This is a genomic window from Thermophilibacter mediterraneus (genome assembly GCF_900119385.1).
Classification (GTDB): domain Bacteria; phylum Actinomycetota; class Coriobacteriia; order Coriobacteriales; family Atopobiaceae; genus Thermophilibacter; species Thermophilibacter mediterraneus.
This window is the reverse complement of record NZ_FPKO01000007.1, coordinates 456,120-471,389: the sequence shown is the minus strand read 5'-3', so window position 1 is coordinate 471,389 and position 15,270 is coordinate 456,120. Positions and strand designations below refer to the sequence as shown.

Sequence of the window (15,270 nt, the reverse complement as noted above, 5' to 3'; positions counted from 1 at the left end):
GGACAGACATGAGTTGCAGGGTGAGCGCGATCGTTGCGGTGTGCGACGACTGGGGAATCGGTCTCGACGGTGACATGGTCGTGCGCAACCGCGAGGACATGAGGCACTTCGTCGCGTGCACGACCGGCCACACCGTGATCATGGGCCGTCGCACGCTCGAGAGCCTTCCCGGGGGGCGGCCCCTCAGGAACCGCCGCAACATCGTGCTCACCCGCGACGCCGCGTTCGCGCGCGAGGGGGTCGAGGTGGCGCACTCCATCGAAGAGGCGCTCTCCGCCGTCGCCGACGAGGACGAGGCGTGGGTCATCGGGGGCGCCGAGATCTACCGCCAGACGCTCCCCCGCTGCGAGCGCGCCGTCGTGACGCGCAACCGCTGCACACGGACCGCCGACGCGTTCTTCCCCGACCTCGACGCCGACCCGGCCTGGAGGGTCGTCGAGGAGCGTCCCGGGGGAACCACCGATGAGGGCATCGCGTTCGACTTCGTGACGTACGCACGGGCGTAGCCACCCTCCCGCGCGTCTTCGTCGCGGCCGGACGCGCCCGCGCTTCCCACAACCGCCCCTTGCGCCCGAACCCCGGGCGGTTGGGTATAACTTTTTATGTTCGAGGCAGTAGATGCGGTCGTCCCGGAGCCCCCAACGCCACGACGCACGTTCTTCTCGCCCGAAATGACGACTTTCGGCTGCGATTGGGTACCCCGGTCAAGGCGCCGGGAAGCCCGGCCTGCCGAGCGACACCCACTCGTTGGGGTTTCCCGACAAATCCGGACCATTGGGGTGCGCAGAGTCGACCAGATACCCAATCGTCCCGGTTGCCTGACATGGACCGCGCCCGAGGGGCGTCCAAACGGGACACCGGAGCGTCGGACGCGCCCGCGTGCCTCCGCCAGCGACCCCGCTACTCCCCCGTCGCCGCGAGCCCGGCCACGACGTTCGACCCGCCGTACAGGGCCGAGAAGAACCCCTCGCTGCCAGCGACCTGAGGCGACCAGGTCCCGTCCTCCCCCCGCGCGCACGGGACGTCAACCGACGTGGTGACCATGCCCTCCCCGGCGTCGAGGTGCGCGTAGACGCGCTCGACGAGGTAGTCGAAGAGCACGGCGCGTCCTCCCTGCGCGTAGGCTTCCTGCGCCTCCGGCGTCGGCTCCCATGCCCCGAAGTCGGCGGCTGCCGCGTCGAGCGCGGACGAGAGGCTCGCGTTGGTGACGCTCACGCTGACCGTCGCCGCGTCCCCCTCCGCGGTCGCCTCCCCCACCTCGAACGAGAAGTGCGCGAAGCAGTGGCGGTGCCACTCGTCGGCGCTCACGCCAAAGCGCTCGAGCGCCTCGATCGTCGCGGCGTCGCCGTAGTCGGCCGCCGGCCACGGGGAGTCCTCGGGCTCGTCCCCCTCCTCGTCGGGCACGGGCACCACATAGGTCTCGAGGAGCGACGACACGGCGTCCCGGGCCCGGTCCGCGTCGGACCGGAAGGCGCCGAGCGCCGCGGCCACGCACAGGACCGCGACCGCCACGACGGCGACCGCCGCTCCCGCGACCATTCGACGAGCGACCCTCACCATGAGCTCCTCCCTGTTGACGTCACCCAAGCTTAGCCCATCTTGGGCGGGAGCGCGCGCGAGGCCACGGCCGGGACGCGGTCGGGAGGGCCCCGCAACGAGACGGGCCCGCCAGCCGAGGCTGACGGGCCCGTGCGTTCAGAGCTTGCGCCCAGGGGCGACGACGCTAGTCGATGTCGAGCGCGGCGTCGACCTGGCTGCGGAGGAACTCCTCCTTGTCCTTGCGGCCGCGGGAGAGCTCAGCGGCGGCCATGACGGGCACCCAGTAGTGAATCTTCTGCTTGGCGACGTCGGCCTTCTTGGAGAAGAGGTCGAGGTACTCCTCGGCGTGGGCCGTGTGATACATCTTGAAGAGGATGTAGGTCATCGCGGCGTCGGCCTCGGGCAGGCCACGGGTGACGTGGGTCCAGTCGCAGGCGTAGAGCGTGCCGTCCTCGGTGACGATCACGTTGGAGGGGTTGAAGTCGCAGTGGCAGATGGCGCGGCCCTGACCCATGCGGTCGGCGCGCATCTGGAGGTCGTAGCGCACGGACGGGTCGAGCTCCTTGACCTTGCCGACCATGCCGGCGATCTTGGTCTTCTGGTCCTTCAGGAGCTCCGGGGCGGGCGTGCCCTGGATCTCGATCTGGAAGTCGACGAACTGCTCGAGGAGCTTGGCGTACTCGTCGGTGCCCTCGGCCGCGTCCATGAGCGAGCGCATGGTGACGCCCTCGATGTACTCGGTCGAGAGGGCCCAGGAGCCGTCGGCGACCTGGGAGACCTCGATGATCTTGGGCACGCGGACGCCGGCCTCGACGACGCGGGCGATGTTCAGCGCCTCGTTGAAGACGTCGGACGCCGGCTTGGTCGCCTTGAAGACCTTGACGATGCGGTCGCCATCGACGTAGACGGTCTTGTTGTGGCGCTCGACGATGGCCTGCTTGCTGTCAGAAAGTTCCATTGCTGCCTCCTTCTGGGCAACGAGAAGAACCGACTGGGACTAGTCCTCGTAGGAGCTGGGCTCGCGGCCGTAGAAGGCGTCGAGGTAGAGCTCCTTGATCTCGGACACGAGCGGGTAGCGCGGGTTGGCGCCGGTGCACTGGTCGTTGAAGGCGTTCTCGGACATCTCGTCGAGCGTGGCGAGGAAGTCCTTCTCGGTGACGCCGAAGCCGGCGATCGTCTCGGGCACGCCCACGTGGGCCTTGAGCTCCTCGATGCGGGCGATGAAGTTCTCGAAGACCTCGCGGTCGTCCTTGCCCTGGATGCCGCAGAAGCGGCCGGCCTCGGCGTAGCGGGCGAGGGTCTTCGGGTGGTCGTACTGCGGGAAGGTGCCCATCTTCACCGGGCGCTCGGCGGCGTTGTAGCGCATGACGCGGGTGAGGATGACGGCGTTGGCCAGGCCGTGGGCGATGTGGTGGTAGGCGCCGAGCTTGTGGGCCATCGAGTGGTTGACGCCGAGGAAGGCGTTGGCGAAGGCCATGCCGGCGAGGCAGGAGGCGTTGGCCATGTGGTCGCGGGCCTCGACGTCGGTGCCGTCGTCATAGGCGCGCTCGAGGTAGTTGAGCACGAGCTTCATGGCGCGCAGCGCGATGCCGTCGGTGTAGTCGGACGCCATGATGGAGACGTAGGCCTCGAGGGCGTGGGTGAGCACGTCGACGCCGGAGGCGGCGGTCAGGCCCTTGGGCTGGGTCATCATGTTGTCGGTGTCGACGATGGCCATGTTGGGCAGGAGCTGGTAGTCGGCGATCGGCCACTTGGTGCCCGTGGTGGCGTCGGTGATGATCGAGAAGGGCGTGACCTCGGAGCCGGTGCCGGAGGACGTCGGGATGGCGACGAAGAACGCCTTCTGACCCATCTCGGGGAAGGTGTAGACGCGCTTGCGGATGTCCATGAAGTCCATGGCCATGTCCTCGAACTTGGCCTCGGGGTGCTCGTACATCATCCACATGATCTTGCCGGCGTCCATGGCGGAGCCGCCGCCGATGGCGATGATGCAGTCAGGCTCGAACGCCTTGACCTGCTCGAGGCCGCGCTCGCAGTCCTGGAGCTTGGGGTCGGGCGAGATGGACCAGAAGCTGGAGTAGACGATGCCCTGCTCGTCGAGGGACTCCTCGATCTTCTTGGTGAAGCCGCTCTTGTAGAGGAAGGAGTCGGTGACGATGAAGGCGCGCTTCTTGCCGTAGACCTCGGAGAGCTCGCGCAGGGCCACGGGCATGCAGCCCTTCTTGAAGAAGACCTTCTCGGGGACTCGGAACCACAGCATGTTCTCACGCCTCTCTGCGACGGACTTGATGTTGAGCAGGTGCTGGGGGCCGACGTTGCCGGAGACGGAGTTGCCGCCCCAGGAGCCGCAGCCGAGGGTGAGCGACGGCGCCATCTTGAAGTTGTAGATGTCGCCGATGCCGCCCTGGGCGGCCGGGGTGTTGATGAGGATGCGGCAGGTCTTCATGCGCTTGGCGTGCTCCGCCATCTTCTCGGTCTCGCGCGTGTCGATGAACAGCGAGCTCGTGTGGCCGTAGCCGCCGTCGGCGATGAGGCGCTCGGCCTTGGAGAGGGCGTCCTCCCAGTCGGAGGCGCGGTACATGCCGAGGATGGTCGTGAGCTTCTCGTGAGCCCAGGGCTCGGAGGGCTCGACGGACTCGACCTCGCCGATGAGGACCTTGGTGCTGGGCGGCACGCTGACGCCCGCGACCTCGGCGATCTTGGGGGCGGGCTGGCCGACCATCTTGGCGTTGACGCCGCCGTTGACGATGACGGTGTTGCCGACCTTGGCGATCTCGTCGCCCTGGAGGAAGTAGCAGCCGCGCTTCTGGAACTCGGCCTTGACCTTGTCGTAGATGCCGTCGAGGACGATCACGTTCTGCTCGGTGGCGCAGATCATGCCGTTGTCGAAGGTCTTGGAGTGGATGATCGAGTTCACGGAGAGCTCGACGTCGGCGGTGTCGTCGATGATGGCCGGGTTGTTGCCCGGGCCGACGCCCAGGGCCGGCTTGCCGGAGGAGTAGGCGGCGTTGACCATGCCCGGGCCGCCCGTGGCGAGGATGATGTCGGCGGAGCGCATGAGCTCGGCGGTCATGTCGAGGGACGGGACGTCGATCCAGTCGATGATGCCCTCGGGGGCGCCGGCCTTGACGGCGGCGTCGCGCACGATGCGGGCGGCCTCGGCGGTGCAGGCCTTGGCGCGCGGGTGCGGGGAGATCAGGATGGCGTTGCGGGTCTTGAGGCAGATGAGGCACTTGAAGATGGCCGTGGAGGTGGGGTTGGTCGTCGGGATGACGGCGGCCACCAGGCCGAGGGGCTCCGCGATCTGCTTGTAGCCGAAGGCCTTGTCGTCGGAGATGACGTCGCAGGTCTTCATGTCCTTGTACTTGTTATAGATGTACTCGGAGGCGTAGTGGTTCTTGATGACCTTGTCCTCCATGATGCCGTAGCCGGTCTCCTCGACGGCCATCTTGGCGAGGGGGATGCGGGCCTTGTTGGCGGCCATGGCGGCCTCGTAGAAGATCTTGTCCACCTGCTCCTGGGTGAATTTCGCGAACTCGGCCTGCGCGGCGCGCATCTCCTTGATGCGAGCTTGCAGCGCCTCGACGCTGTCAATCGTGGTCGTAACGTTGTCTGCCATGCGTTCCTCCTATTTCTCGGACCGCGCGGAGACGCATCGCCGACGCGGTCGTTAAAGGACAGGTAAAGCGCTCGTTGGTTCGGCCACACTCGTGAATCCACAGAAGTATAGCATCACTTTGACGCAGGCCTCGCGGACCCCCGGCTCCGCGCGCGGGGCGGGCCCTCGCGCCCGCCCGGCAGCGCACGGCCCGCTACGCGCGCCCCGAGAGTACGTCGACGACCCAGTCCACGTCGCCGGTCGTCTTCATCTTCTCGAGGACCGCCTCGTCCTCGAGGATCCGGCAGATGTTGGCGAGCACCTCGAGGTGCTCCTCGCCCTTGCCGGCGATGCCGAAGACCAGCTGCGCGCGCTCGCCGTCGAACTCGACGCCCTCGGGGTACTGCTGCAGCACCACGCCGGTCCTCTCGACGCTGTCCTTGGCCTCGTTGGTGCCGTGGGGGATGGCGATGCCCATGCCGATGTAGACGCTCGTGAGACGGTCGCGCTCGACCATGGCGTCGACGTAGGGCTGCTCGACGCACCCGCGCTCCACCAGGAACGCCCCCGAGTCTCGGATGCAGCGCTGGCGGTCGACCGGCGCGAGGCCGAGCCGCACGTCGGCGGCCGTGATCTTGAGGCTCGGGCGGTCCTGCTCGACGGGCTCCGTCGCGCTCGCCGGCGTGGTCTCCATGAGCTCGGCGGCATGGCTGAGCTGCGTGAGCGACTTGTAGAGCGAGTCAAGGGCGGGGTCGTCGAGGAAGTTGTCGATGGTCACGATCTGGGCCTGCGGGGCGCTCTTGCGGGCGCGCTCGGAGAGCACGCGCTGGCAGACCACGATGTCGGCGTCGGCGGGGACGGTGTCGACGCTCGAGTGCTCGACGGTGAGGTCGGGGCGCTCGGCCTTGATGCGGTTGCGGAAGCGCGTGGCGCCCATCGCGGAGGAGCCCATGCCCGCGTCGCAGGCGAAGACGATCGTGCCGCCCTGGGTGTCGGAGATCACCGCGGCCTCCGCCGTGCCCTTCATCTCGCGCATCTGCTGGCTCGCGGAGTCGATGTCGGCCACGGCCATGGAGCGCACGAGCGGGACCGCGATGGCAAACGAGACGCCCGCGGCGATCGCGACGCCGATGATGTTGGTGAGCATGAGGTCGGAGGGCGTCATCGAGAGAAACGCGATGATCGACCCCGGGGAGGCGGCGGAGGTGAGGCCCGCGCCGGTGAAGCTGAACCACGCGATGGCGCACATGTTGCCCACGATGGGGGCGATGATGACCTTGGGGTTCATGAGCACGTAGGGGAAGTAGATCTCGTGGATGCCGCCGAAGAAGTGGATGATCACGGCACCGGGGGCGGACTGGCGGGTCTTGGCGTCCTTGCAGAAGAAGCAGTACGCGAGAAGGACGCCGAGGCCGGGACCGGGGTTCGCCTCGAGCATGTACATGATGGAGCGCCCGGTGGCCTCGGCCTGCGCGATGCCGATGGGCGTGAAGATGCCGTGGTTGATGGCGTTGTTGAGGAAGAGCACCTTGGCGGGCTCGATGAAGATCGCGAGCAGCGGCATGAGGCTGTACTGCATGAGGATCTGCACGCCGCCCATGAGCACGGCCAGGATGGTCGTCATGATCGGGCCGATCGCCACGTAGCCGAGCATGGCGAGCACCATGCCGAGGATGCCCACGGAGAAGTTGTCGATGAGCATCTCGAAGCCCGCGGGCGTTCGGGTCTCCATGAACTTGTCGAACATCTTGATGACCCAGCCGGCAAAGGGGCCCATGACCATGGCGCCCATGAGCATCGTGGTGTCCGGAGCGCCCGCGATGCAGCCGATGACGGCGATGGCGCCCGTGATGCGACCGCGGTCGCCGCCGGTGAGGTAGCCGCCCTGGGCGGCGATGAGCACGGGGATGAGGTAGCTGAGCATCGGGGTGGCGATGCTCGCGAACTGCGCGTTGGGCAGCCAGCCCGTCTCGATGAAGAGGGCGGTGAGGAAGCCCCAGGCGATGAACGCACCGATGTTGGGCATGACCATGCCGCTCAGGAACTTCCCGAAGCGAGAGAGACCGTCTCTGACAGACATGGGTCCCTCCTTCCTTGAGGCCCGTCGCAACGGGCCGACGCGTTGAACAGAGTGGGCGCGCAGGCGACCCAATGACTTTTGTTTCAACGACTCCGATTCTAGACTTTTGTTTTGATAAGTGACTCTCAAGCGAGAAGAACCGGGTAAATGGTCGATATTCCGGGATAAACGGTCTTCTTCTCGCAAATTTGACTGTTGGATTGACAGTCACATTGTTGTTGCTATGATAGCACTCGACTTTTGTTTCGACAGTATTCGCCATCGCAGCAACAGAGGGAAGGAGAGGACATGATCTACACCGTCACGCTCAACCCGGCGCTCGACAAGACGGCGACGGTCGACGGGTTCGTCGTGGACGAGGTCAACCGCATCGGCGAGCTGCGCGAGGACCCGGGCGGCAAGGGCATCAACGTCACGAAGGTCATCGCCAAGCTCGGGGGGACGAGCCGCGCCGTCGCCCTTCTCGGAGGCTCGGTCGGCGGCAGGATCGAGCGCATGCTCGCTGCCGAGGGGATCGACGTGTGGGCCTTCGAGGCGCACGGCGAGACGCGCACCAACCTCAAGGTCGTCGACCCCAGGCTCGACACCCACACCGACATCAACGAGCCCGGCCCCGTCGCCTCCGTCGCGCAGCTCGACGACATGCGCTCGGCGCTCGTGGCCGAGCTCTCCCCCGGCGACATCGTCGTGCTCTCGGGAAGCCTCCCCAAGGGCGCCCCGGTGGCGACCTACGCCGCGTGGGCGCGGGCGTGCTCCGACGCCGGCGCGAAGGTCTTCCTCGACGCGGACGGCGACGCGCTCGTGCGCGGCCTCGACGCGCACCCCTACCTTGTGAAGCCCAACGACGCCGAGCTCTCCCGGCTCTGCGGCGAGCGGCTCGGCGACACCGCCGACGTCGCCCGGCGGGCGCGGGAACTCGTCGAGGGCGGCGTGAGGCGCGTGGTCGTCTCCATGGGCGGCGCGGGGGCGGTGGTCGTGGACGGCGAGCGCGCGCTGCTCGCCCGCTCGCCCAGGGTCCCTGTCGGGTCGACGGTCGGCGCGGGGGACTCGGTCGTCGCGGCGCTCGCCTACGCGGAGGAGCGCGGCATGTCCCTCGAGCAGACCATGCGCCTCGCCATGGCCACGGGGGCGGCAAACGTCATGCAGTCCGGCACCCAGGCGGCCGAGCGCTCGCAGGTCGACGCGCTCGTGGACCGGGTCGTCATCGAGGAGCTCTAGGCACGGCCGCCCGCGGCCGAGCGCCGCGGGCGAGGGAACGGAAGAACACCCACAAGAGAGGAATCACCATGAAGGCACAGGCGGTACGTCTGCACGCAGCGAACGACCTCAGGCTCGAGGAGTTCGAGCTCCCCGCGATCAAGGACGACGAGGTCCTCGTGAGGGTCGTCTCCGACAGCATCTGCATGTCCACCTACAAGTGCGCCTCGCTCGGCGTCGAGCACAAGCGCGTCCACGAGGACGTCGCCGAGCACCCCGCGATCATGGGGCACGAGTTCGCCGGAGACATCGTCGAGGTCGGCGCCAAGTGGTCCGACCGGTTCAAGCCCGGCATGAAGTTCACCATCCAGCCCGCACTCAACTACAAGGGCACCATGTGGAGCCCCGGCTACTCCTACGAGTTCTGCGGCGGGGACGCCACCTACTGCATCCTGCCCGCCGAGGTCATGGAGTGCGACTGCCTGCTCGAGTACACCGGTGAGGCGTACTACCAGGCGTCCCTCGCCGAGCCCATGAGCTGCTCGATCGGGGCCTTCCACGCCGCCTACCACACCCAGATGGGCGTCTACACCCACGAGATGGGCATCCGCGAGGGCGGCAAGCTCGCCATCGTGGCGGGCGCGGGCCCCATGGGGCTCGGGGCGCTCACCTACGCGCTGCACTGCGACCGCAGGCCGAGCCTCGTGATGGTGGCCGACATCAACCAGGACCGCCTCGACCGCGCCGCCGAGCTCTTCCCGCCCGAGGAGGTCAAGGCCGAGACGGGCATCGACCTCGTCTTCGTCAACAACGGAACGCTCGACGACCCCGTGGCGGGGCTGCGCGAGGTGTCCGGCGGCACCGGCTTCGACGACGTGCTCTGCTACGCGCCGGTCGCCCCCGTGGTGACCCTCTCCGACGCGATCCTCGGGCGCGACGGGTGCCTCAACTTCTTCGCCGGCCCCACCGACAAGAACTTCTCCGCCGAGATGAACTTCTACGAGGTCCACTACGGGAGTCACCACGTGATGGGCACCACGGGCGGCAACACCGACGACATGGTGGAGTCCCTCGAGCTCACCGCCGCCGGCCGCGTCGACCCCTCCGTCATGGTGACGCACGTGGGCGGGCTCGACGCCGCTGCCGAGACCACGCTCAACCTGCCCAAGATCCCGGGCGGCAAGAAGCTCATCTACACGCACGTGCGCATGCCGCTCACCGCGCTCGAGGACCTGCGCGCCAAGGCCGCCGAGGACGAGCGGTTCGCCGGCCTGGCCGACATCGTGGAGGCGAACCGCGGCCTGTGGTGCCCCGCCGCGGAGCGCTACCTCCTCGAGCACTGGGCATAGCCTCGCCTGACGCTGGCGTCAGGTTTGACACCGATACCTGACACCGGTGCCAGGGGAAAGTGTCAAGTTCAGCGGGCGCCCCGCGGCGGCGGGGCGCCCGCGCCCTTCTCTGCCCGTGGATTGGTATCATGCGAGGAAGCGAGAGGGAGGAGCGACATGCCAGGCAACATGCAGGAGCGGCGCGAGGGGATCGTCCAGTTCGTGACGGCAGAGGGGAGCGTGACGTTCGGACAGATCAAGAAGGCGTTCCCCGACGTCTCGGAGATGACGCTGCGCACCGACCTCAAGGCCCTCGACGAGGCGCGGCGCATCGTGCGCACCCACGGCGGCGCCCGCTCGGTCGAGTTCGTCGTGGGGACCGACGACCTCCTGCTCAACCGAAGCACGAGGAACGTGGAGGCCAAGGCGGCCATCGCGCGCAAGGCGCTCTCACTCGTGCGCCCCGACACCACGATCTTCCTGGACTCAGGCTCCACCACCACCGCGCTCGCCCGCGAGATGCCCGACGACAGGCTCATCGTCTTCACCAACAGCCTCACCTGCGCGGCCGAGCTCGCTCGGCTCGAGCGCGCCCGCTGCATCATGGTGGGCGGGAACCTCAACCGCTACTCGATGAGCCTCAACGGCTCCAAGACCGTCGAGGACGTCCACGACCTCAGCTTCGACCTGCTGTTCCTCGGGGTGACGTCCTACCAGAGCGCCACGGGCTTCGCCTGCGGCTCAGATGACGAGGCCGCCCTCAAGCGCGCGCTCATCGCCCGGGCCGAGAAGACCGTGGTGCTCATGGACTCGTCCAAGACGGGGCTGCGCAGCACGTTTCGCATCTGCGGCCTCGAGGACGTGGACGCGGTCATCTCCGAGGGGGGCCTCTCCGAGCACTTCCTCAAGAGGTGCGAGGAGGCCGACGTCACGGTCCTGTAGGGCCGAGGGCGCTCCGGAGGGGGCGTCCCCTACTCGAGAAACTCCTCGAGGCCCATGACCTGATCTCGCGCGTCGCGCGCGTCAGCCTCCCAGACGAGCCACTCCCCCGCCGGCGCGCCCGACAGTCGAATCGCCACGCGCGGGCCGAAGCCGCCGACGAGCCTGCCTGCGGCGCGCTCGAAGTCGGGGTCGGACCTGAGCCCCGGGTAGCGCACCGCCTCCACGCGCGGGTGGCAGGCGAGGTAGTTCGCGACAACCTGTGCGGCGTCGGAGACGACCCGCCAGCGCTCGGCGCCAACCTCCGCCCCCATCCCCGCGAGCGCGTCAAGGGAGAGGGCGCCCGCGGCCTCTGCCGCAGACGCCCTCCGGATGTCCAGGCTCTTCTCGCCCACCGCTAGCGACGCGCCGCGATCTCGGCGCAGACGTCGGTGATGAAGTCCTCGAGGTTGGCAACGTGCGTCTCGTTGGAGCGGTCGCGCACGGAGATGGTGCCGGCCTCGACCTCCTGCTCGCCCAGGATGAGCATGTAGGGCGGGCGGTCGACGGAGCGCGCCTCGCGGATCTTGTAGCCGATCTTCTCGTCGCGCTCGTCGAGGACGGCGCGGATGCCGGCGGCCTCGAGCCGCCTCGTGACCTCGCGCGCGTAGTCGCGGCTCTTCTCGGAGACCGGGAGCACCTTGACCTGGCACGGGGCGAGCCAAGTGGGGAACTTGCCGGCGAAGTGCTCGATCAGGATGCCGATGAAGCGCTCGATCGAGCCGAAGCACACGCGGTGCAGCATGATCGGGCGCTGCTTGGAGCCGTCGGCGTCCGTGTACTCGAGGTCGAAGTTGAGCGGCATCTGGAAGTCGAGCTGAACGGTGCCGCACTGCCAGGTGCGCCCGAGCGAGTCCTCCAGGTGGAAGTCGATCTTGGGCCCGTAGAAGGCGCCGTCGCCCTCGTTGACCACGTAGTCCTTGCCGAGCTTCTCGAGCGCGAGGCGAAGCGCCGCCTCGGCGCGCTCCCAGTCCTCGTCGGAGCCCATGGAGTCCTCGGGGCGCGTGGAGAGCTCGAGGTGATAGGTGAAGCCGAACTTCTGGTACACGGAGTCGATCAGGTTCACCACGCCCACGATCTCGTCGGTGAGCTGGTCCGGACGCACGAAGAGGTGGGCGTCGTCCTGGTTGAAGCAGCGCACGCGGAACAGGCCATGGAGGGCGCCGCGCATCTCGTGGCGGTGCACCAGGCCGATCTCGCCCGCGCGGATGGGCAGCTCGCGGTAGCTGTGGGGCTGCGCCTTGTACACGAGCACGCCGCCCGGGCAGTTCATGGGCTTCACGCAGTACTCCTCGTCGTCGATGATCGTGGAGTACATGTTGTCCTTGTAGTGGTCCCAGTGGCCGGAGGTCTTCCAGAGCTCCTTGCTCATGATCATGGGCGTGGAGATCTCGACGTAGCCGGCGGCGCGGTGGATCTCGCGCCAGTAGCTGAGCAGCTCGTTCTTGAGCGTCATGCCGTTGGGCAGGAAGAACGGGAAGCCCGGGGCCTCGTCGCGCATCATGAAGATGCCCATCTCGCGGCCGATCCTGCGGTGGTCGCGCTTCTTTGCCTCCTCGAGCAGGCGCAGGTGCTCGTCGAGCTCCTCCTTGGTGGCGAAGGCGGTGCCGTTGACGCGGGTGAGCATCTTGTTGTTCTTGTCGCCCTTCCAGTAGGCGCCCGAGACGCCCGTGAGCTTGAAGGCCTTGAGGGCCTTGGTGTAGGTGAGGTGCGGGCCCACGCACATGTCGACGTACTCGCCCTGCTGGTAGAACGTGATGCGGGCGTCCTCGGGGAGGTCGCCGATGTGCTCGACCTTGTACTTCTCGCCGCGCTCCTCCATGAGGGCGATGGCCTCGGGACGGGGCAGCTCGAAGGTCGTGAACTTGAGGTTCTCCTTCACGATCTTCTTCATCTCGGCCTCGATCGCGGGGAAGTCCTCCTCGGAGATCTTCTGACCCTCCGGCAGGTCGATGTCGTAGTAGAAGCCGTTGTCGGTGGCGGGTCCGTAGGCGAAGTCGGCCTCGGGGTAGAGGCGCTTTACGGCCTGCGCCATGATGTGGGCGGCGCTGTGGCGGACGACGTGGGTGACCTCGTCGGCGGGGCACTCGTCGATGTGGCCGTCGTTGTAGAGGACCTTCATGGTTGCTCCTTTGCGAAGGGGGTCTGCTCAGACAAGAAAAACGCCCGAACGCCACGGGTGGCTTCGAGCGATATGCGGCGCCTGTCCGTGGCACGCCGGCCATGGGAAGGGACAGACGCCTAGATAGTCTGAGTTCGGGCGCTATGTGCGTTGAAGCGGCGCATCTTAGCCTTTCGTCTCGCTTGCACCCCATAGGTTTACCACATCTGGGCGCGGAGTATGCGCGAGGAAACAGATTCGCAGCACGCGGGCACGGGGCGCGGGCGCGGTGGACGTGCGGGTTGCGGACGGTCCTGGGCCCGATTCCGACCGGAACCAGCACGAGCGAGAAGTACGTGCGGGTTGCGGACGGTCCGCACCCCCATTCCGACCGGAACCAGCACGCGGGCGGGGCGCCCGGCGCGTCGCAAACTGAAAAGGGCCCCCGCCGAGGCGAGGGCCCGAGGTCGCGCGTCCGGATGCGCTACTGAATGCGGGTGCGGCAGTACGGGCACACCTTCCAGTCCGCGTTGAGCGGGCGGTGGCAGGTGGGGCAGACGTTGCGCACCTGGGTGTTGCAGATCGGGCAGACCACGAAGTCGCGGTCGATGGGGGCGCCGCACTTGGGGCAGATGCCGTAGTGGCTGAGCTGGTGCTCGCGCAGGGCGATGTCGAGGTCCTGCTCCTCGCGGTCGATGAGGTAGGAGCTCGGGCGCAGGATGACGTAGGCGAGCAGGCCCACCACGGGAATCACCGAGATGATGGCCCACATCCACCAGGGCTCCGCGCCACGGCGCTGCGCGTCGCGAATCACGTAGACGATGGAGAGGATGTAGAGCATGACGACGCACACGACCATGAGATAGAGGACCATGCGGACCTCGGGGGTGATGAGCTGGTCAAGCAGTTCGGGCATCTCGGAGACTCCTTACTTTGCGCGGCGGCGCGCCGCCCGCGACGTCACAGACAGCGGAATTGTAGCAAAAGCTAGGCGAAGTGGGCCGCAAGCTCCCCCGCGAGGGTGATGGAGCCGCACGCAACGTACGATTCTCCACACAATGCCGACGCGGCGGCCCCCACCGACGGGTAGGTCCCCACCACCTCCGCGCCCGCAACGCGGAAGAGGTCCGCAAGCTCCTCCGCGGGGAGCGCGCGCGGGCTCGAGGTCTGCGTGACCGCGACGCGCGGGAACGCGCCGGCGAGAAGCCCCACGATGCCGTCCACGTCCTTGTCGGCGAGAACCGCGGCGAGCAGGGTCGGACGCCCGTCGCGCTCGGGTGCGACGTCGTCGACGGCCGTGAGGAAGGTCTCCACCGACTGCGGGTTGTGACAGGCGTCGATGAGCACGGGGGGCTCGGGCCGCAGGAGCTGGAAGCGCCCCGGGGTCGGGCAGCGCACCACGGAGGTGAAGAGGGCCTCGGGGTCGAGCGTGCGGCCGAGGTGCTCCTCGGCGAGGGCGACCGCGCAGGCGATATTCGCGGCTTGGTAGGCGGGCTTGAGCGCCGCGAGCTCCGCGTAGGTCGCGCGCGGCGTCGTCACGTCGAGCTCGAGGGGCCCGCCGATCCGATGCGGGCGCCGCGTGATGACGTAGCTCGCGCCCGGCAGGCCCGCGTGGGCGCGCGGGGTCCCGGGGTGCATCTCCCCCGCCGCGTCGCAGGCGTGCTCGGGCCGAAGGAGCACCGGGACGACCCCCTGCTCGCGCGCGCGGGCGAGGAAGACGTCCTCGACCGAGTCGGGCGTGGCGGTGCCCGCGCCGAGCACGCAGCGCCTGCCGGAGCGGATGATCGCGGCCTTCTCGCCCGCGATCTCCTCGAGCGTGTCCCCGAGCACGCGCATGTGGTCGAGCCCGATGCCCGTCACCGCGACGGTGCGCACGGACTTCGCCGCCGAGGTCGCGTCCCACCGGCCGCCCATGCCGCACTCGAGGACCGCCACGTCCACGCCCGCCTCGGCGAACGCGACCATGGCCGCGACGGTCAGCGTGTCGAACTCCGTGATGTCGTACGGGCGCTCGCCGGCGGCGCGGCGGCGCGCGTTCACCCGCTCGCCGGCCACGTGCGCGGCGCTCACGCCGTGGGCGAAGGCCTCCTCCGAGACCGGGGCGCCGTCGACCTCCATGCGCTCCGTGTAGCTCACGAGCTCGGGGGAGGTGTAGAGCGCCGTGCGAAGGCCCTCGCCCGAGAGGATCGCCGCGGTGTAGCGCGAGGTCGACGTCTTGCCGTTGGTGCCGGCGACCTGGACGCACTCGAAGGCGAGGTCGGGGTCGCCGAGCTCGGCGAGCATGTCCTCGACGGTCTCGAGCATGGGGCAGATGCCAAAGCGCAGCGCCCCGCGCACGATGCCGAGCGCCTCCTCGTAGCCGATCTCGGGAACCTCAAACGGCACGTGGTACATGTTCTTCTCCAATCGTCGGGACGCGCCCGCGGCGGTCGGGCGCACGGCGGCATCG

12 protein-coding genes are annotated in these 15,270 nt (G+C 68.2%); 4 read left to right on the top strand and 8 right to left on the bottom strand.

From position 1 onward, the window contains the following. Positions 1–8: 8 nt before the first annotated feature. Positions 9–506, top strand: coding sequence for a dihydrofolate reductase (locus tag BQ7106_RS02035; protein WP_205407651.1), 498 nt, complete (start codon positions 9–11; stop codon positions 504–506). 394 nt (positions 507–900) lie between these two features. Here BQ7106_RS02035 and BQ7106_RS02030 read toward each other — a convergent pair whose 3' ends face one another. The 4 genes from BQ7106_RS02030 to BQ7106_RS02015 form a co-directional block, all read right to left on the bottom strand. Beyond that, entirely contained in the window at positions 901–1,587 is a 687-nt protein-coding gene (locus tag BQ7106_RS02030) for a hypothetical protein (RefSeq protein WP_129583759.1), read from the bottom strand. Between the two features lie 136 nt (positions 1,588–1,723). Beyond that, a complete protein-coding gene (locus BQ7106_RS02025) occupies positions 1,724–2,497 on the bottom strand; it encodes an aminoglycoside phosphotransferase family protein (RefSeq protein ID WP_072370437.1) in 774 nt (257 codons plus the stop codon). 39 nt (positions 2,498–2,536) lie between these two features. After that, positions 2,537–5,158, bottom strand: a complete 2,622-nt coding sequence (gene adhE / locus BQ7106_RS02020) for a bifunctional acetaldehyde-CoA/alcohol dehydrogenase (protein ID WP_072370434.1) — start codon at positions 5,156–5,158, stop codon at positions 2,537–2,539. A gap of 193 nt (positions 5,159–5,351) precedes the next feature. Beyond that, positions 5,352–7,217 carry a PTS mannitol transporter subunit IICBA gene (locus BQ7106_RS02015; protein WP_072370431.1) on the bottom strand — a complete coding sequence of 622 codons (1,866 nt, stop codon included), beginning with the start codon at positions 7,215–7,217 and terminating at the stop codon, positions 5,352–5,354. A 288-nt stretch (positions 7,218–7,505) separates the two neighbouring features. On the opposite strand from BQ7106_RS02015, the gene pfkB reads away from it, so the two are divergent. The 3 genes from pfkB (at position 7,506) to BQ7106_RS02000 (ending at position 10,684) form a co-directional block, all read left to right on the top strand. Continuing rightward, positions 7,506–8,435, top strand: a complete 930-nt coding sequence (gene pfkB, locus BQ7106_RS02010; RefSeq protein ID WP_072370428.1) for a 1-phosphofructokinase — start codon at positions 7,506–7,508, stop codon at positions 8,433–8,435. Positions 8,436–8,503: 68 nt separating this feature from the next. Next, entirely contained in the window at positions 8,504–9,763 is a 1,260-nt protein-coding gene (locus tag BQ7106_RS02005; protein ID WP_072370424.1) for a zinc-binding dehydrogenase, read from the top strand. A 156-nt stretch (positions 9,764–9,919) separates the two neighbouring features. Further along, positions 9,920–10,684 carry a DeoR/GlpR family DNA-binding transcription regulator gene (locus BQ7106_RS02000; protein WP_205407650.1) on the top strand — a complete coding sequence of 255 codons (765 nt, stop codon included), beginning with the start codon at positions 9,920–9,922 and terminating at the stop codon, positions 10,682–10,684. A gap of 29 nt (positions 10,685–10,713) precedes the next feature. Here the strand turns inward: BQ7106_RS02000 and BQ7106_RS01995 are convergent, their stop codons facing one another. The 4 genes from BQ7106_RS01995 to BQ7106_RS01980 all read right to left on the bottom strand — a co-directional run bounded on the left by BQ7106_RS01995 (position 10,714) and on the right by BQ7106_RS01980 (position 15,215). Continuing rightward, positions 10,714–11,076 (bottom strand): PLP-dependent transferase, encoded by a 363-nt coding sequence (locus BQ7106_RS01995; RefSeq protein ID WP_072370421.1) that lies wholly within the window; start codon positions 11,074–11,076, stop codon positions 10,714–10,716. A gap of 2 nt (positions 11,077–11,078) precedes the next feature. Beyond that, complete coding sequence (thrS, locus tag BQ7106_RS01990) at positions 11,079–12,842, bottom strand: threonine--tRNA ligase (protein WP_072370418.1); 1,764 nt, start codon at positions 12,840–12,842, stop codon at positions 11,079–11,081. Between the two features lie 463 nt (positions 12,843–13,305). Continuing rightward, positions 13,306–13,737 carry a zinc ribbon domain-containing protein gene (locus tag BQ7106_RS01985; RefSeq protein ID WP_072370415.1) on the bottom strand — a complete coding sequence of 144 codons (432 nt, stop codon included), beginning with the start codon at positions 13,735–13,737 and terminating at the stop codon, positions 13,306–13,308. A 71-nt stretch (positions 13,738–13,808) separates the two neighbouring features. Next, positions 13,809–15,215, bottom strand: a complete 1,407-nt coding sequence (locus BQ7106_RS01980) for a bifunctional folylpolyglutamate synthase/dihydrofolate synthase (RefSeq protein ID WP_072370413.1) — start codon at positions 15,213–15,215, stop codon at positions 13,809–13,811. Between the last annotated feature and the right edge of the window lie 55 nt (positions 15,216–15,270).